This is a genomic window from Cylindrospermum sp. FACHB-282 (genome assembly GCF_014697195.1).
GTDB lineage: Bacteria > Cyanobacteriota > Cyanobacteriia > Cyanobacteriales > Nostocaceae > Cylindrospermum.
Map to the genome: position 1 here is coordinate 37,387 of NZ_JACJRJ010000011.1, position 18,378 is coordinate 55,764.

Annotated in this window: 18 protein-coding genes and 1 tRNA gene; 11 read left to right on the top strand and 8 right to left on the bottom strand. The window is 41.7% G+C overall.

Features of this window, described 5'->3' with window-relative positions:
* Positions 1–27: 27 nt before the first annotated feature.
* Positions 28–2,196, bottom strand: a complete 2,169-nt coding sequence (locus tag H6G32_RS07935) for a GumC family protein (protein WP_199328039.1) — start codon at positions 2,194–2,196, stop codon at positions 28–30.
* 587 nt (positions 2,197–2,783) lie between these two features.
* Positions 2,784–4,694, bottom strand: a complete 1,911-nt coding sequence (locus tag H6G32_RS07940) for a GTPase family protein (protein WP_190456854.1) — start codon at positions 4,692–4,694, stop codon at positions 2,784–2,786.
* 137 nt (positions 4,695–4,831) lie between these two features.
* On the opposite strand from H6G32_RS07940, the gene H6G32_RS07945 reads away from it, so the two are divergent.
* From H6G32_RS07945 to H6G32_RS07990, 10 genes are all read left to right on the top strand, one after another.
* Positions 4,832–5,320: a deaminase domain-containing protein gene (locus H6G32_RS07945; RefSeq protein ID WP_190456856.1), complete on the top strand. Its 489-nt coding sequence runs from the start codon at positions 4,832–4,834 to the stop codon at positions 5,318–5,320.
* A gap of 58 nt (positions 5,321–5,378) precedes the next feature.
* Positions 5,379–6,266, top strand: a complete 888-nt coding sequence (locus H6G32_RS07950; protein ID WP_190456858.1) for a hypothetical protein — start codon at positions 5,379–5,381, stop codon at positions 6,264–6,266.
* Positions 6,267–6,275: 9 nt separating this feature from the next.
* Positions 6,276–6,683 carry a hypothetical protein gene (locus H6G32_RS07955; RefSeq protein ID WP_190456860.1) on the top strand — a complete coding sequence of 136 codons (408 nt, stop codon included), beginning with the start codon at positions 6,276–6,278 and terminating at the stop codon, positions 6,681–6,683.
* 146 nt (positions 6,684–6,829) lie between these two features.
* Entirely contained in the window at positions 6,830–7,810 is a 981-nt protein-coding gene (locus tag H6G32_RS07960; RefSeq protein ID WP_190456862.1) for an aldo/keto reductase, read from the top strand.
* 366 nt (positions 7,811–8,176) lie between these two features.
* Positions 8,177–8,425 carry a DUF433 domain-containing protein gene (locus H6G32_RS07965; RefSeq protein ID WP_242046525.1) on the top strand — a complete coding sequence of 83 codons (249 nt, stop codon included), beginning with the start codon at positions 8,177–8,179 and terminating at the stop codon, positions 8,423–8,425.
* Complete coding sequence (locus tag H6G32_RS07970) at positions 8,409–8,777, top strand: DUF5615 family PIN-like protein (RefSeq protein WP_190456866.1); 369 nt, start codon at positions 8,409–8,411, stop codon at positions 8,775–8,777. The genes H6G32_RS07965 and H6G32_RS07970 overlap by 17 nt, the downstream gene beginning before the upstream one ends.
* A 196-nt stretch (positions 8,778–8,973) precedes the next feature.
* Positions 8,974–10,206 (top strand): DUF4336 domain-containing protein, encoded by a 1,233-nt coding sequence (locus tag H6G32_RS07975; protein WP_190456868.1) that lies wholly within the window; start codon positions 8,974–8,976, stop codon positions 10,204–10,206.
* 62 nt (positions 10,207–10,268) lie between these two features.
* A complete protein-coding gene (locus H6G32_RS07980) occupies positions 10,269–11,015 on the top strand; it encodes a competence protein CoiA (protein ID WP_190456871.1) in 747 nt (248 codons plus the stop codon).
* 35 nt (positions 11,016–11,050) lie between these two features.
* Entirely contained in the window at positions 11,051–11,335 is a 285-nt protein-coding gene (locus H6G32_RS07985; protein WP_190456873.1) for a hypothetical protein, read from the top strand.
* Between the two features lie 44 nt (positions 11,336–11,379).
* Positions 11,380–11,577 carry a ribbon-helix-helix protein, CopG family gene (locus tag H6G32_RS07990; RefSeq protein ID WP_190456875.1) on the top strand — a complete coding sequence of 66 codons (198 nt, stop codon included), beginning with the start codon at positions 11,380–11,382 and terminating at the stop codon, positions 11,575–11,577.
* A 43-nt stretch (positions 11,578–11,620) separates the two neighbouring features.
* Here the strand turns inward: H6G32_RS07990 and H6G32_RS07995 are convergent, their stop codons facing one another.
* The 6 genes from H6G32_RS07995 to H6G32_RS08020 all read right to left on the bottom strand — a co-directional run bounded on the left by H6G32_RS07995 (position 11,621) and on the right by H6G32_RS08020 (position 17,522).
* Positions 11,621–12,952, bottom strand: a complete 1,332-nt coding sequence (locus tag H6G32_RS07995; RefSeq protein ID WP_190456884.1) for a YcjF family protein — start codon at positions 12,950–12,952, stop codon at positions 11,621–11,623.
* Positions 12,953–13,081: 129 nt separating this feature from the next.
* Positions 13,082–13,588 (bottom strand): HNH endonuclease, encoded by a 507-nt coding sequence (locus tag H6G32_RS26675; RefSeq protein ID WP_206757960.1) that lies wholly within the window; start codon positions 13,586–13,588, stop codon positions 13,082–13,084.
* A 37-nt stretch (positions 13,589–13,625) separates the two neighbouring features.
* A tRNA-Val gene (locus H6G32_RS08005) sits at positions 13,626–13,697 on the bottom strand.
* A 59-nt stretch (positions 13,698–13,756) separates the two neighbouring features.
* The gene (gene radC, locus H6G32_RS08010; protein ID WP_190456887.1) at positions 13,757–14,488 is read right to left on the bottom strand and encodes a RadC family protein; all 732 of its coding nucleotides are present in this window, start codon (positions 14,486–14,488) and stop codon (positions 13,757–13,759) included.
* Between the two features lie 253 nt (positions 14,489–14,741).
* A complete protein-coding gene (locus H6G32_RS08015; protein WP_190457050.1) occupies positions 14,742–15,680 on the bottom strand; it encodes a phosphoribulokinase in 939 nt (312 codons plus the stop codon).
* Between the two features lie 138 nt (positions 15,681–15,818).
* Entirely contained in the window at positions 15,819–17,522 is a 1,704-nt protein-coding gene (locus tag H6G32_RS08020; RefSeq protein ID WP_190456889.1) for an alpha-amylase family glycosyl hydrolase, read from the bottom strand.
* Between the two features lie 177 nt (positions 17,523–17,699).
* Here H6G32_RS08020 and H6G32_RS08025 point away from each other — a divergent pair, with 177 nt between their 5' ends.
* Complete coding sequence (locus tag H6G32_RS08025; protein ID WP_190456890.1) at positions 17,700–18,362, top strand: class I SAM-dependent methyltransferase; 663 nt, start codon at positions 17,700–17,702, stop codon at positions 18,360–18,362.
* Positions 18,363–18,378: the final 16 nt, after the last annotated feature.

The following is an 18,378-nucleotide window of genomic DNA, read 5'->3' on the forward strand; positions in this document are numbered from 1 at the left end:
TTAAACTAGGCGTAAGGCTAAATAGTCTTAATAATAACTGGAGTTGTACTTTTGACCGTTGCTAACCATACCTAAGATATTCATTCGGGAAATTTTCAGGTTATCTAAAGCTCGCTTCAGTACGGAGGTGTCGGTTTTTTCAATTCTCACTAGTATCAACATACCGTCAGTTAGGGGTGCTAGCAGGCTAGCATCAGCTAGTCCCATCAAGGGGGGAGCGTCATAGATTACTAAGTCAAAGTTGTTTTGGAAGTCTGCTATCAATCCCTTTATCTTGTCAGACGAGAGCAATTTTGTCGGATCTAAGGGTATGGGCCCAGCAGTGAGTACAGATAATTGGCTCATGGAAGGTAGCTGCCGGATTGCTTCCTCTACTGGCAAGTTTGTAGAAATTAAATTACTCAATCCCCACAGGTTATTTAAATTTGATAAGGTGTGAATCTTGGGTTGGCGTAAATCGGCATCCACAAGTAGTACTTTTTTGCCCATTTCTGTAGCTATTTGAGCGAGATGGAACGCAACCGTAGATTTACCGTCACCAGGCATAGCTGAACTGATGATTATCGAGCGAATCTGGCGCTCATTACCTAGTAGTTGAATGTTGGTATGAAGTATCCGTAAAGATTCTAAAAATTCTCCTGAATATTTGCTGAAGTCTTGCTCTGTTAATCCAGGCAAGCTGGGAACATCATCAGGAAGAGAATTTGAGGTTTCTGCTAGAGATTTTTGTGTTTTTTGTGAGGCTAAATTGCGGTTTTGAAGTCGCTTTTCAAATGGAATACTTCCTAATAGGGGCAGCCTGATATTCTCCTTCAAAATATGGACGCTATGATAGGTATTATCAGTCCTTTCTTTCAGTAATGCTACACCAATTCCTAGGAGGATACTCGCGCTCAATCCTGGTATGAGGATATTTATAAGATTTGCAGAAGATATAGGTTTGTCTGGCTTATATGGTGCCTGAAGTATTTGCCAATCAAGTTCTGTCTGGGATATCTGTATTTGGAGATTTTCACGGGTAGAAAGAAAGCGATTTAAGCTCTCATTGGCTACCTGTAATTTTCGCTGGATTTCGCTGTATTGTCGTGCCAAGATTGGCAATTGCTTGCGTTGTTGTTCAAGTTGATTTTCAGTTTTAGCCAGCTCTTGGCTTTGCACTTCTAATATCTGAATTTTAGTTACTAGTTCTGCTACTTTTATACCCAAGTAGCGCTGTGACTCTTGGTTTAACAAGGACAAGATAGTTTCCCGTTTCTCTTTCAATACTTGCATGCTTGGGTTGTCTTCTTGCAAGCGAGTTGACTCCATAGCAATCTGAATGTCTAATTGACGCTGATAAGCAATCAATTGCTGATAGACAGTTGCGTTATTCAGCGCGGCTAGTGTCCCATTTTGTCCCTGTAGGAGAGCTAAATTTTCCTTATTATCTACCAACTGTGAATTAATTATTTGTCTTTGCTGACTCAAATTTCCAAAGGCTGTAGTAATTTGTGCTATTTGATTTTCTGGATCATTAAATTTATACTTTTGTCGGAAAATTTGCAGTTCTTTTTGGATCTGATCCACTCGATTTTGGATAAATGGTAGTTGTTTTTCAACAAATCTAATTCCTTGACGCAACCTGGTTTGGCGTTTTTCTAAACTGTATTTTAAGTAATCCTGAGAAATGCGGTCTAGAACTACTTTAATTCTGTCTGGATCTTTACTACGATAGCGAACTTCTATAATTTTGGTTTCACCTAAACGAGTAATAGACAAATTTCGTAGGAGAGAGTTATAAGTAATGTTTGGATATAAGATTTGCAAATTCTTGAGAATGTTTTCCATCAGTTCCGGACTTTTAAGAACCTGAATTTGACTTTGATAATCTAGATTAGACTTGCCTGAATTAGGATCGTTGACAATATCTACTTCTTTGGAGTCGTTATTCACAGATTCTACTAACAACTGAAAACTGCCTTCATATTCTGGATTCCTTTGGCTGAACATCCAGCCTAATAGAACAGTTACCATTACAGTCGTAGTTACTCCTGTAATGAGTAGCCATCGTCGGCGGACAACGCCTAGAATTTCTGGGAGCCTTGTACCATTCCCTTGGGCTTCGTCCCACGGTAAAGGTTGGGAGGGAAGATAGGGATGTACGAAGTTTTTGTTCTGAGGAGAACTTGATGATTGGAAAGAATTATTCTCGATCATTGATTAATATTTGCTTGGTTAAGCCAGCTAGTATTTGGAATACTGATTGAGAAATCCTACAGGAGGATGTAACTAAAGTCGAGTTTATTGTTATGAGGATTGCAAAAATAAATTAATTTTTTCAGAGAGAGATAGAACTATTCATTGAAAAATATGCTGGCCCAATACTATCCGACTTATTTTTGTAATATGCCTTAGCTGGGAGAGTGATAAGATCCTGGTAATGCTTATGTAGCAGTTAAGCTTAAGTAATTTTAACATAATTTTAAATATGGCTGTGATGATTCTTTACTTCGCTAACTACAGTTCACTAAGATTACTTGAGCCTATAGCATGATAGCAAATTTGTATTTGCTGAAAATGAAGGTATGCTCATTAGATTTGCAGCCAGAAATTATCAACCTTGACAATAAGGAGTCGATTTGACAACGTCAACTGGCAAAACGCATTGGTGTGAGTCTGAGCTTAATTCAGACGCTGTTGCAATGTTACTGCAAAGAAAGAACAGTAGCTAGAGAGGCCTATGGTAGGGCAAACCATGGCTGTTGAACAAAGCAAGCGCTGTAATTGGTGAGTGACCCTGGGACTCAAGCCTGCTGGAGATAGTAATTGAACCGCTCCCGGAGTTGTTCAACTGTCAGATTCTGAGTCCAGTATTCCACCAAGGCGTGACCAAATGCCCAGGCGTTGCGGTCTGGTGAGGCGGAGTTTTCTAGTAACAATGGCCAGAGGGATAGTAGGTCGAAGTTGAGCGGGTTAGTAGTGTCTGTATGCAAAAGTGAGAATAGTTCATAAGCCATTTGTAGCTTGCCAATGACTATGGGCAACTGTTCTACGGGAATTTTTTCTGCTAGCAGATAGGCCAGGGTGGGTGTTCCGGTTGATAGGGTGGAAATGAAATGAAGGACGGGACTTTTGAGGAGTGCAGCTAGTCCTTGGGTGGTTGCCATTTGGAATGTGTAATGGTCGATGATTTTAGCGGCGGCGATGGTTCGGGTTTCTAGGTTACGCAAAAACCTGGTGAGACGCAGTTGCTTGGCTGGGGCGATCGCATCTACTAGTCCCCAAGATAACGCCTCTACTCCCCAAGGGGTTCGACCTGTTTTTATATCTCCGGTGACGATGGGTAAGACTAGATGGCAATATTCTTTGAGAAGCTGAGTGCGATACTCTGTGGCTTGTCGGATAGCAATTTCTTTTGGGCGATCGCCTGTTTGCCAATCATAGTTTGCCTCCCACTGGCGTCCGGGACGCAGGCGATCTACTTGGGTAACAACGGTAATTACGGGTAAGTCTGCAACTTCTGCTTTGATGTCTTGCAGAAAGTCTACATCCATTTGCAAGGCTGGATCGAGGGCTGGGGTAACTAACAGCAGTAAATCGGCGTTGGTGGCGTAGTCTAGCACTAAGTCGCGTAGATTCCCACGATTCACTTGTTCGTAACCTGGGGTATCCCACAGGGTCAGGGTTTCGCCGCTTTGGGTCTGCCAGTGGTAGCTCTGAATTTGGTCGGTGCTGGGCAACACATCGACGGTTGCTAAATCTGCGGTAAATAGTGTGTTAATTAGGCTACTTTTTCCTGAACCTGTGCGTCCTGCCAATAGTATATTTACGGGTTTTTGTTCAACTACTGCGGTTGGTTCTGCTTGGCTGAGGATGTCTCGCAGGGTTTGGGTTTTTGCTTGGGGTAGGGTTGGTGTGGGGGAGGCGATCGCTGAAGCATTTTTACCACTATAAAGTGCGATCGCCTGCCGACATAAATTCCCCAGGGCAGCTTCTCGCAACAACTGGCTCAAATTCATCAGTAATTCCTGAGTTGCTTGGTTGCTGTAGCCCTTGGTGGCTTGCTTTGCCACTGCTGCTACTGGATTTAAAAGCCACTGCGCCCAGTTCCAAGCTTGCCAGAATTTACGAGCGGATGGCTCTAACCGTCGGTAGACTTCATAAGCTTGGTATGCTTGCCCGACTGTGACTTGATTGAGGACAGGTGATAATTTTTGGATCCACTGATCGAGATCGTCTACTGTTCCCCGAATCAACCCATAAGCTTGGGGAACGTAAATGTTAAGTAGGGGATATTTAACTTCGGGATAGTAGATTTGGGCGATCGCTATGACTAAATCTTGGCATCTTGTCCAAAAGGTTTGCCAATCTTCCCACATGGGGCGATCGCTTAGGGAGGCTTTCAGAATCTGCTGTAGTGCTGATTCTGCTTGGCTTGTGGCGTCTTTTACTGCTGATGGTGTTGTAGTATTTTCTGCGGTTGCTGCCAATTCTTGGCGAACTTCTGCTAATACAGTCTCTATCTGGTTTACCGCTGGTTTAGTCCATTTTACCAGTAGCGATCGCCATCCTACAAAAATGAGGGTGAATACAGCCCAAATCCAACTAATGCCCCAGGTGTGGATTTGCAAACCTGCGGATACAAGTAAGAAAATGACGATTGTGGCGATCGGTGTTGCTAATACAATCGACTGCCATATTTTTAAGCGGACCATTGCTTTATACCTGCTTTGGGCTGAGTTCTTATATTGCTATTGTGGAGGTAAATGCTTGTGTGGTGCGTGATGGGTTGCTGGTTTATCATTCATGCTATCAAGGAAATAACATCCTGTACGGATGCCAATATCATTGAATGATAATTACGCAAGATATTTTAAACAATGGAGAAGAAAATCCAATCAAGGAAAGGTTACGGGAATCTGCTGCTCAAATTAGAGAGAATATTCTCAACAAACCAATTCGTTTAAAACCATTTCTTCAAGTTAAAAGTAATGTTGCAGTTGCCGAAGTACACATCCAAGGTAATGTAGTTTTTCGTCGAGAAGCAATATCTAACAATAAAAGTCCAATTCCTATACCCACACCAAAGTCACAAGGAGGGCAATTTGAGCCAGGAATTGACTTCTATAGTCAACGCCTTATGAATACTGATGCTGAATATAAAGTATTATCCACAATTGCAGATGCTCTTGAGATGAACTACGATCTGCAAGTAGAAGGGTATCTCTATCTTTATACAGAACTATACCCTTGCGAAAGTTGTCAAGATGTTTTCAGACAGTTTGAGGAAAAGTTTCCAAATATGAAGGTACAAGTATTCTGGTGCTACCCCTATCCTTAAGAGGAAAAAAAGTTTTAGTACTAGATATATCAAAGTAATTTAGGGAGAGGAAGACATTATGATATCAACACCAAGTCTATCTACAAATTTTAACCAGTATGCACTGAATACAACACCTGAGACTCTTCAGGTTTTATTTAACAAAATTAAGCTAAAACATTATGAAGAATTATATGAACCAGAGGCAGATGGAACTGCTTTACTAGAAGATGATTTAAATGCAGTTATAGAAGTGCTTGGTGACAGCGATAAGCCACTAAACCATCTTAGATATATCTGGATGACACTAATATTAAGTCTAGCCGTAGAACCTACTTTAGAATACTATGATCCAAATAATTCATTACCAAAAATCATTATTAAATTACTGGAGGAATTGTTACGGACAACCATTAATAGTTCAAGTAAAAGTATCAGTATTATTCCCGATAATCTTGATTATTTAATTAATAATATATTTAAATCTCATAAATGTTATTTTCAAAAAGAAGGAGCTAATTTTCAGGCAATCAGTGAGGCATTAGATGTTTTTTATAATGCGATGAGAGTTATCAACTATAACCAAGCAGTAGAAGCAATTTTAGAACTTTTAGATGATTGCTTAGAAGGTTATGCTGTTTTTCCAGGTTCCTATGGGAGACGTGAGTTATTTGACTGGTGGTTATTAGATGTTGTACCAGCCAGCTATAATTTATTGCCTCCTAAATTATTTTATGTGGTTGAAGGAGTAAAAAATAAAGAAGAGATTAAATTACGTCAAACTAGGTTATTAAATAAAATAAGCAATGAAATAAAGTCTTCTATGCCAAAATTAATATTAAAGTCGCATATCCCATACAATAACAATATCTTTACTCCTCCTGTAAAAATGAATATTGGTTCATTTGAATATAGCCGAAAGATAAATAATCTATCAGAAATTACTCAATTAATAGGAATTAAATAATAACTGATTATGAGCGAACAAGAAAAGACTAGCAAAGACCTAATAGGCACATTAATACAATCTCTTCAATCTGGAGAATCAGTTGATGAAGAGAAGGAAATCAATGAAGAACAGAAAAGCTATGGAGAAGAACATATTGCTCAACTACAGGACGCTTGCAATAATTTTCTCAAGAAAGATTTATTTCAAGTTGGGCAATTAGTGAAATGGAAACAAAATCTCAAGAATAGAAAACTACCTTACAAAAATCAACCGGCTATTGTTGTGGAAATACTAGCTGAACCGATTATAAACAGTCAAGAAGAATCTGGTAGTCCCTATTTTCGAGAAACCCTTGACATCATCTTAGGAATATTGGTTGATGATGATACTTTTCTAACTTTTTACTACGATAGCAAGCGATTTGAGGCTTACTAAATCACAGTAGATACAAAAATAGTGTTATCTCAACCTTGCAGAATAATTTTAGCTGCACTCTGGCGCGGCGTAGCTCATCGCAAATGACAACTGTACTAAACTGCTAATATACAAACTTTCTATATAGAAATCCATAGCAGGTTAATATGCAGATGAACCAAAAACTAACCCTCCCCAGCATGGGTTGTGGAACTTGGGCATGGGGAAACCAACTGCTCTGGGGATACAATGAAAGCATGGATGACCAGTTGCAAGCCGTCTTTAACTTGTGTGTAAGCAACGGTGTCACCTTATTTGATACTGGTGACTCCTACGGGACTGGAAGATTAAACGGACGGAGTGAGCAACTTTTGGGGCGATTTTCCAGAGAATATCAGGATTTAGGTAAAGACAATATTTGCATTGCTACCAAGCTAGCTGCTTACCCTTGGAGATGGACTAGACAAGCGATGGTATCGGCTTGCAAGGCTTCGGCTCAACGTTTGGGCAAAAATGTCGATTTGGTGCAGATGCACTGGTCTACAGCGAATTACGCACCTTGGCAAGAGACAGGACTGTTAGATGGTTTAGCTGATCTTTATGAACAAGGGTTAGTTAAGGGGGTGGGACTATCCAATTACGGGCCAAAACGGCTGCAATATGTGCAGAAAAAGTTTGCCGAAAGAGGTGTACCAATTACTTCTTTGCAAGTTCAATACTCTCTGTTGTCTACCTATCCTGTGACGGAACTAGGGTTAAAAGATGTTTGCGATGATTTGGGAATTAAACTAATAGCTTATAGTCCTTTGGCTTTGGGGTTGTTGACAGGCAAGTTTTCGGAAAAAGGCACTTTTCCTAAAGGTATTCGTGGCTTATTGTGTCGGCAGTTATTACCAGGAATGAAACCGCTTTTAGGATGTTTGCGTGAGGTAGCAAATTTCCGAAATAAAACTATGTCTCAGGTGGCAATTAATTGGTGTATTTGTAAAGCTACAATTCCTATTCCTGGAGCCAAGAGTTTAAAGCAAGCAGAAGATAATATTGCTGCTTTGGGTTGGCTGTTGAATGATGGTGAAGTTGCAGAGTTAGATCAAGCTGCTGCGAGTGTGGATAAAAAAATGGTGCAGAATATTTTTCAAACTAAGTGAATTTTCTCATGAACTCAGAGATATTTTTTTATGGACTACTTATTTGATTAAAATTTAAGGATTGCTTTTGATTTATTGACGCATTGACTATAATTGTGAGGTAATTTGTTTTTCATCAGCTAATAACCCTCTTCTGTCACTCTCCGAAAACATTTGCCATTTCTGAATTCTAGAGCTTTTATCTACCAAGCGATTGCACAATTTGTTTCTAAGAATAAATACAACACCCATTTTTTTCTAATAGGATAGGTTGGATTGATTGGTTGATAAGGCTTTCAGAAATTGCCCTCCCGGAAAGTGACAAAAGAGGGATAAACTGTTCATTAAAATCAAAATTTGAGAGAATAGTAATATCCCTTCTATATAATGAGCATGAAACTAGACCGGATTACCAGCAATCCTGCTCGGATGAATGGACAGCCGTGTATACGCAATCTGCGGCTTACAGTTCGTCGGGTAATAGAGTTACTAGCAATCTATCCTGAGCGTGAAGAATTGCGTCAAGAATTTCCTGAACTGGAAGACGAAGATATCCAGCAAGCCCTAATTTATGCTTCTACTTATTTGGATGATCGCATTATAGAACTATCCCCAAGTTATGAAACTGTTGCTTGACCAGGGATTACCGCTGTCTGCGGCTGCTTTATTGTGCGAAGCTGGTATTGATACTATTCATGTTGGTGAGATTGCTTTATCCGCAGCAGATGATACAGAAATACTCCAGAAGGCTCAAGAAGACCAGCGCGTTGTTGTCACCCTAGATGCAGATTTTCACGCTTTGTTAGCTCTCGCTGAAGCGATTTCTCCCTCAGTCATTCGCATTCGTATTGAAAAATTACGCGCTCAAGCACTGACTGAATTATTACTGACAGTTATTAGTGAATGCGAGAAAGATTTAGAGCTAGGGGCAGTTGTAACGGTTGAACCAAGGCGTATTCGTATGCGCCGTCTCCCGTTATTAACTTGAAAGGTGTAACAAAATATGTCGTTTACATCTAATCTGCTCCAGTTCGCCTAAAACAATCGCTAATGCCTGTTGTGCGACTGAAAAATCTCCTAGATGTCAATACTATTTGGTAATAATTAAGAAACAAGCTAAACTCCAACTTCTGGAGAGCGAATAATAACACTTTAAGTATCGGGAATGCAGAGGGGATTATAGCGTGGCTGATGGTGAAGGTGCTGTCAAAATCGAAGAAATTCATCCCAAAGACTTTTTATGGCCGTTCTGGCCTGTTGTGCCAATTTACCCTTATGGCAGACGCCGGACAATCCGTAAAGAAGTAATTAAGGATAGTATCTGGACTTTTGACCAGTTGCAGGGGATTTTTTACGTTGTCGTGCCGATTCGCATGACCGTTGTTAAGCTGGAAAAAGGCGGTTTGCTGGTTTACGCGCCGGTTGCACCAACGGCTGAATGTATCCGACTGGTAAATGAGTTGGTGGCAGAACATGGAGATGTTAAGTATATCATTCTGCCAACTATTTCTGGTATAGAGCACAAAGTTTTCGTTGGCCCTTTTGCTAGATGCTTTATCAATGCACTGGTGTTTGTTGCACCTCATCAGTGGAGTTTTCCGTTAAATCTGCCTTTGAGTTGGTTGGGGTTACCTGGTAAACGGACTCAGATATTGCCTGAAGATAGTCATAAAGCGCCTTTTGCTGAGGATTTTGATTATGCGCTTCTGGGGCCGATTGAACTTGGCCCTGGTCGGTTTGCAGAGGTGGCTTTTTTCCATAAGCGATCGCACACTCTACTTTTAACAGATACCATAATTGCGGTTCCAGAAGATCCCCCGGCGATCGCCCAATTCGACCCCTACCCCTTGCTATTCCATGCCAAGGATAAAGCCTCTGATAGGGTTGCAGACAATCAGGCAAACCGCCGTAAGGGATGGCAGCGGATAACTCTATTTGCTTTGTATTTTCAGCCCAGTGTGTTGAAAATACCGGGGTTTGGTGAGGTGTTTCGCGATGCCTGGAAAGCGCCAGAACGCTCACGGCAGGCTTATTTTGGGTTGTTTCCTTTTAAATGGGAAAGGAATTGGATGCGATCGTTTGCAGCTTTGCGAGGGGATGGGCGTTTATTTGTTGCCCCAATTTTACAAACTTTAATTCTCAATCGCGCACCGAGGGAAACTATAAATTGGGCTGATAAAGTAGCGAGTTGGGATTTTCAGTGGATTATTCCCTGTCATTTTGATGCCCCAATTAAAGCAGAACCTCGGCAGTTTCGCCAAGCATTTTCTTTCTTAGAAAAGCAGCCGGCTTTTACTGCGGGTTTATTTAATAGTAATAGTTATCCTTTACCGGAGGATGATTTTAAAGCATTGAGAGATATTGATGCGGGGTTGAATAGGTTCGGTATTGTCCCGCATCCTAGGGAGAAGGTATAAAACAAGTATGTTTTACCCTAACATACCACTACTAAGAGTATAGTATATTTTGGTTATTGATAATGCTGACATCCATCCGCCAAAGAGATAATTGTAAGGTTCATGCACAAGAAGTAGATAAATTTGATGCCCCATTTACTTGTCCCAAATGTGGCTGCGAGACAATTCTTCGTCAAGGTTCTGTTAAAGTTCATCATTTTGCTCACAAACCACCTGTCTTTTGTGAATATGGGCAGGGAGAGTCTGAAGCACACAGAATTTGTAAACAAAGCATATACGATGAGTTAAAAGATGCTCCAAACGTTACTTTATGTGAGCTAGAAAAAGATTTCGGAACTGTAGTAGCTGATGTGTTTTTTATGTTTAGTGGTGTGAAGGTTGCTATTGAAGTTCAAATTAGCAACTTGACGATGACCAGAATAATTGAGAGAACAGAGGAGTACGATGAGCTAGGAATCTATGTTCTTTGGCTTTCAGTTTTTGATAGCAAATTGGATGAAAAAAAATATGCCCCCAAGCAATGGGAAAAATGGCTGCACGCAACTTACTTTGGACGTGTTTACTATTGGCTAGAAGAACTTGAAATAATACCTATTCACTTTGATGAATACTTACTTTGGGTGGAGTCAACTGACTATGGAGGTGGGTACTATCGAAAGTCTAAAAGATACAGAACGCCAACAGAAGGTTCTATCCTTAATCTTTTGAGCGATTTTAAGTTTAGGGAGCAAAAGGGCGGAACATTTGGCAACATGTATGTTCCTAGTTGCAAGATATTAATTGATAACACAGATGCTTGGTGGAAGTAATAGACTGTAGGTAACATAACAAATCACTGCACTATATGAAAATTGAAACCTTGAAACAACGCTTAGACAAAAATCGTCCCATGACTACTGTTACTCTGCGGATGCCGGAAGATGTGATAGATGACTTGAAGCGAATTGCACCAATACTTGGTTTTTCTGGTTATCAGCCATTAATTCGTGCATATATTGGACAGGGACTCCGGGTAGATTTAGAAAAGGTAGAAAATAATACAATTAATGCTTTAATTGCTAGTTTAAAACGGCATGGTGTGAGTGATGATGTAATTCATGAAGCGTTAAATGAAATCGTTAATGGCTGAGTTTTCCACATTTATTTGTATTATCTATCCAAGGAGAAATTGCTGTGGCTGCTATCACTATTAACATTGCAGACGAGCAATTACAAAAACTTCAAGCAATGGCACAAGAGAGCGGGATTTCTGCTGAAGAGTTATTACGCGCTAGTATAGAAAATTGGCTCAATCATTCCAACAACGATTTCGTACAAGCAGCTAGTTATGTACTCAAGAAAAATACTGAATTGTACCGTCGTTTAGCATGATACGTTTTGCTTTTTTTTCAGTTGAAAAACCCAATAACTACCCCTAACGCTTCATCCCCTTAAACCGTTCTTTCGCTTCTGCAAATGCTTCTTGCATCACCGCTTGAATCTTCTGCGGATCTGGTTTTTTCCCACCCATCAAATCACCAAAGTAGACGCAAGCACCTTCACCTAAAGACCAAGTGTAAGCAGCTGCCCAAGATGCAGCAATTACACTGCCGAAACCGGGGATGAATTTGATTAACTCCCGTGCAACAGCTTGGGCGAGAAAACCACCTGCGATCGCACTCACAATACCCCCAGCTTGGGACGGTGTCAACTTTTGCCCATATAATTGACCCAACAAACCCACCATCGAAACTTGCAACGCTGTCAGAACAGGCATTGTAGCGAAAGGCAGAGGCACTGCGGCGAGAGTTGCTGCCATAATCGCAAAAGGCAAAATATAACGCCTTGCAGCATCCCTGTAGAGGTTGCCGATTTTCTCACCTGCTTGCTGATCTAACAACTGATAAATTGTCTTAGCTTCTGCCTCTGGGAGGAGTTCTGCTAAGTTATCTCGCAACGCCTCTAAGCCGTAAAATACTGGGTTGTAGCCATCCTCTTCTAGAGTAAAATCGATGAGGACAGAACGGTCAGAGATTCCAGCAAAAGCTAGCTGCATCGCGGCAAAAGCCCGATTAACTTCCTCATAATTTGGGGGATAATCAGGATGATCAGCAGTAGCCAGCGGATAAACTTCATGCAAGCAAGTTACCACCAGCAAACAGGGAATCTCTGGATATTTTTGACGCAACTGTTGAGCAATTTGTCGCAGCGTATCAGTTGCGAAATCGTTAATTTTGACAGTGAGAATTAAGACTCTAGCGCGGCGAGTTTCTTTTTGCAAATCACCAACCAACTCCTGAATAATTGCTTCAGTATTTTGGTTAACATCACCTAATCCCACCGTATCAGTAAAAATCAATAACGGCAGATCATTAGAAGGATAAGCGTAGCGTTCGGTGTGTTGGGTGTGAGGGCGAAAACCTTGACCGACAATTTCCGCAGATACCCCAGTCAGCCCCCGAACAATGGAACTTTTACCAGCTTGGGGTTTACCAATTAGCAAAGCTTCTGTAGTTGGTAATTCAGCGCGAACAGTCTCTAAAATCTCGGCAACTTGCGCTTCACTAACACTAAACCACTGCACCACCGTTTGGGCTACTTGGTCTACAGGTAAAAGTTGCGTTAAACTGGCTGTAGCTTTATTCCAGATATCAGCAATCCGATTTTTCCAAGAATCATCAACCGACTCTGTTGTGACAACATCAGTCGGTGTACTCAATTGGGGAGAATCAGCTGAAGGTAAATCAGCGTTACGTTGCTCAGTCATGGGCATCAAAACCGCAGATAGATTCTAACTACATCCTGACGGAGCTTACTATTGAGGTTGTAAAATTCAGCAGCCCCTTGGATTCATTTTAGCTTTGTTATCCCTGTTGCTGCCTCAGAAGACTAAATACTATTCCAACCAACCCCAGCGAGTGCCTTTTTTAATCTCAGTAATTGTATTTTCAGCTACCCCATACTTCCGAGCTAATTTGGCCTGTATCCCTCTGATACCAGCATTAATCTTGAGTTCTTGCTTAATCGCTCTGACACTATCCTCGGTCAATTTTGAGTTACCATTCTCGGAACCCCAAACCTTGCCTGTTCTGTCTTTTCTTGCCATATCAGCTTGATTATCAGCATGAGTACCTGGACTGAGGTGATTGGGATTTACACATGATGGGTTATCGCACTTATGTTGTATGAGAAGTGCTGAATCTAGAGAATTATGTGTGATGAAATAAGCTATGCGATGGGCTTTGTAAACGTTTCCGGCGATTTTTACTCTGCCATACCCTTGGGAGTTTTTAGTCGCCTGCCATTCCCAGCATTCATTGGGGTTATTTGTCTTATTCACTTTTTGCCAGAATCTTTCAATACATTCTGGCGTAATAATATCAGGTGATAAAACTTGATACACTATTCTAATTTTGGTTACTTTTAGTTACTATTACGTATGGGCGATATTGGATTTGAACCAATGGCCTCTCCCGTGTGAAGGGAACGCGCTACCCCTGTGCTAATCGCCCGCAAACAATCATATTAGCATAAATATCATTAAATTATAAGTAATATTTGCCCATTTTTCTCAATCGCCTTGAGGGCAATCATTCCACAAGGTTGTAATTTCGCGCAAACTCTGGTGAGTGCCATTACCTAAGATTAAATGATCTAACAGTGGAATGCCCAAAAGCTGCGCCCCTGATAACAATTGACGGGTTAATTCTATATCTGCATCGCTGGGTTCCAAGTTGCCTGAGGGGTGGTTGTGTGCCACTATAACCCTTGTTGCTCCCTGACGAATGATTTCGCGGAAAATGTCACGGGGAGAGGCTAGGGTTTCGGTGGCGGTGCCAATGGTAATCACTTTTGTACCAAGTAAGCGATTTTTCACATCTAACAGCAGCACTGCAAACCGTTCTTGATTTTGCCACATTAAATCTTGACTCAGTGCAGCAGCGGCAACAACTGGGCTATCAATCATTGTACCATCTGAGGGACGGGAGAGAAAGGCGCGTTTACCTAGTTCAATGGCTGCTAAGATGGTTGTCGCTTTTGCTGGGCCAATTCCGGGAATTAGCATTAACTCAGCGGGGGTAACTTCCCGCATTACTGCTAAAGGGTCGCGTTGGTGTTTGCCTAATTCCTGCAATATATATTGTCCCAACCCTACTGCGGAGAGTTTTCCGGGGCCTTGACCGGTGCCTAGAAGAATGGCGATTAATTCCGCTGTGGCTAAAATTTTTGGACCGTGGGTGATTAATCGCTCTCGCGGACGTTCATTTTCTGGTATGTCGGCAATTCTGAGGCAGTAAGTCATAGAAAAACGCAGAGATTAGACGCCATCGTGGGAGCTATCTTTATTTATCCCTTGTTTCGTCTATAAATTATGCCTATTTGGCAAAATAATTAATATTTTTTGCCTCTGATGAAAGTTGGCGTATTTTCAACATTTGTCGTGCGTTAGGGAACGCACGCTACGCATAGGATGTGTAAAGAGACGCATCAAAAAACAGAAGGATGTAAATGAGTATTCGCATTTTCTATCTGGGAACGATAAAAACATTAATTACTTATTGGTAAATTTGCGTAGCTTTGAGCATATGGTAGGTAATAATTAACTGAGTTAGAGCGAGGGGATAACTTTGCAATGTTTCCCCGGTTGTGCCGGCGATTTTGCCGAGTTCGGGGTTACTTTCGCGATCGCATATATTTCTTAAATAAGGCATATCGGAACACATAATATGCTCTAACTTATTCACCTGTTCCAAGGTGGCATGACCATCCACTTCTAAGACATCTACCGGTTTACTCATATCCCTGTCTAGTCCGAGGCGAATTGCTGACTGAGAATGATCGCTGGTAGAGTTGATAATCTCAGTAAAATCTGGGTGGGGAATTGAGGGACGGAGTACCAACCGCACATTCAGATGGTCATTGGTTTCATCTTCTGCTTCGTTGGGGGGATAGAAACTCACGACTATATCCGACCATTGTCGCTGAGGACGGATATATTGCTCTGAATCTGGTTCGCGTTTTTCTAGTTCTGCCATCACCTGTTCAGGGGTGTAGCCGCGCTTTTGTGTGTCCCGCTTAACTTTCCACTTGGCCCGCAGTGGTTCAGGAGGTGCTAGGTAAACTTTGACATCGTAAGAATCGCGGGCAGCACGGGTAGAATAACCGAGTAATCCCTCAATAATCACGAATTTACTCGGCTTAATGTATTGCGGTGGCTCAAATGTCCCGGTTTTGTGGCTGTAAACTGGTTTGAGTATTGGCTGTCCCGTCCGTAGCAGCGAGAGATGTTGCTGCATAATATCTAGATGGTTACAATCGGGGTGAAGGGCAGTGATGCCAATTTCTGCACGTTGTTGGCGATCGTAACGGTGGTAGTCGTCTGTACAGATGAGGGTGACGTTTTCCGGCCCAAGTACCTGAGCAATCCCCCTAGTCAGTGTTGTTTTTCCAGCGGCGCTGTCACCGACGATACCTAGAATTATTGGACGGCTCATCATACCCCCTCTGACAAGAGCAAGTTTATTACTGTAATTTTCACAGAATAGCTTTAATTTTATTCGGGAAGTAGGTAAGTAATTCAAAGAAAGACGTTGGATGCAACATCTCTACACATACAACGTCCTTACGCTCGTTTATTCCAAAATTACAAACTCCATCGGTTCTAGATCCAGCTGTACAAATAATGCTGTATTTCCAGGATCTGTGTGTTTTTGGATGGTAACGGGTCCCCCTTTACCGTAAAAAAACTTCATTGTGTCGCCACTATGGTGAATGGAACTGTCTACAATGACAAAATCACTCCTTCGCTCAGTGGTTGAGGTATTGTAGGCAATCAAAATCTCGTGATCGTCCAACATTCGAGAAAAAGCTAGGGTGCAATCCCTACCCCAAGGTAAACCAAAGTCGCGGCCATTGCCAGAGATTTGCCGGAAGTACATCCGACCGAAGCGCAGGGCTGGTAAATTTTTAAAGAGGGTGGCAATTTGAGCAATTTCTCGGTAAATGTTGCAGTTTTGATTGAGATAACTTTTCTGGTCATCTTCTAGGTCAAACAGCGCTTCCCGGATCAACTCATCTCCATTGCCTTCACCAGAAAATCCTTGCTCTGTACCGTAATAAATGCAAGGTGTGCCAATAGCACACAGCAAATAACCAATACCTGCAATCACCTGCTGATCAAAGGCACCTGCACCAAATCTCCGTTTATAATTTTGTCCGATTTGGTCATGGTTATCGACGAATGTTACCAGGTAACGCCCCAATTCTCCACGACTTAAGGCTCGACCTCTCAGGGCCTCGTAGCGATTGATTAAATATGTTGGTGCGGCTAGATTCTTGATGGCATTAGGTAAATTTCCGTAGAGGGGAAAATCTAATACTGAGTCCAGTCCAAAATAGACTGTTTGGCTGTCAGTTGATGGGGTATTTGGGCCTGTGTAACGATTGATGGCATCATCATTACCGATTAATTCACCAAACAAGAAAAACCTGCGTTTTCCCAAGCTGTATGCATATTCACGAATTGCCGAACAAAAGTGGGAAATTGATAGTTCGCCAACATGCTTGACAGCATCCATGCGGAAGCCGTCAATGTCAGCTTCGCGCATCCAGTAATAATGGGCTTTTATTAAAATATCCAGAACTTTTAGCCCATCTGGATTGTTCTCGTTGTTGAAGCCTTTGAGTGATAAAAAGTCTCCGTGCTGTGTTTCTGGATAACTATCCCAATTCCTAATTTGACCCCGACGGTGATAGCAATTTTCGTTTCTCAATTCTGTGGGAATTGGTCTATCTTCTCGTCGCCATCCACCAAAAGGAAACTGAATATCGTTGTAATAATAGTAGGGATAATCACCAGGGTAAGACCAGTTGTCTCCTGAATGATTAATCACTATATCTAGAACCACTCTCATTTCTCTTTGATGAGCTGCTTCTACTAAATCAATCAGGTCTTGTTTACTACCAAATCGGGGGTCAATACTGAGATAATTTTGAATCGAGTAGCCGTGGTATTTATCTGAGTCGCGATTTGGGGCGTCGTTGTTTTCAAAGATTGGGCTTAACCACAAGGCAGTGCAGCCTAAATTCTGAATATAATCTAAATGTTCTTGAATTCCTCTGATAGTACCACCGCAAAATTTCTTGAGTTGTTCTTGAGTACCACTACCTGCGGATCTGTCAGGTGTAAAAACTGGACTGCGGTTGTTGTCATCGTGAAAGCGATCAACCATCAAGAAGTAGATAAATTCTTCTCGCCATTCGCGATCGCTATTCCAATATCTTTTACCGGGAATTGGCCGAAAGTCAATCTCAGCGATTGAAGTTGGATCAGTCATAAATACCTCACCTATTTGTAAAATTAGCTCTACTGGGCTAGTTTTGTAACTGCACCCAATAAAGCTAAAACTGAAGCATTGGCTGAAAAATGGATATGGGTAATCCGATTCTTCTGAAACAGAGCCAATTTTTCCTACAACCTGAGAGAGATTTAGATCATTAAAGAGGGAGAATTCATGCCGAAACAAACACTGGGTCTAGAACAAAATGTTTATGATTATTTACTCTCTGTTTCTTTGCGAGAACCAGAAATCTTGACTCAACTGCGGCAGGAAACCGCCCAACATCCGAGGAGTATGATGCAAATTTCTCCTGAACAAGGGCAGTTTATGGCATTGCTGGTGCAATTGTTGGGAGCAAAGAAGACTTTAGAAGTAGGGGTTTTTACGGGTTACAGTTCTCTGGTGGTGGCGTTAGCTTTGCCAACGGATGGCCAGGTGGTAGCTTGTGATATCAGTGAAGAGTTTACAGCGATCGCACAACGCTATTGGCAACAAGCTGGGGTGGCGGATAAAATTGACCTGCACATCGCCCCGGCTATCGAGACTTTAGATCGGTTGCTGGCAAATGGTGAGGCTGAAACCTTTGATTTTGCGTTTATTGATGCTGATAAAAGCGGCTATGATGACTATTATGAGCGATCGCTAAAATTAGTGCGTCCAGGAGGACTAATTGCGATCGATAATGTTCTCTGGTCAGGGGCGGTAGCAGATCCCCAAGTGCAAGATAATCAAACTAAAAAAATTCGCGCCTTGAATCAAAAGCTACATCAAGACCAGCGGGTGAATATCAGTTTGGTACCAATTGCCGATGGTCTGACTTTGTTGCGGAAGATTTAGGTCAAGGGGCGCTGAG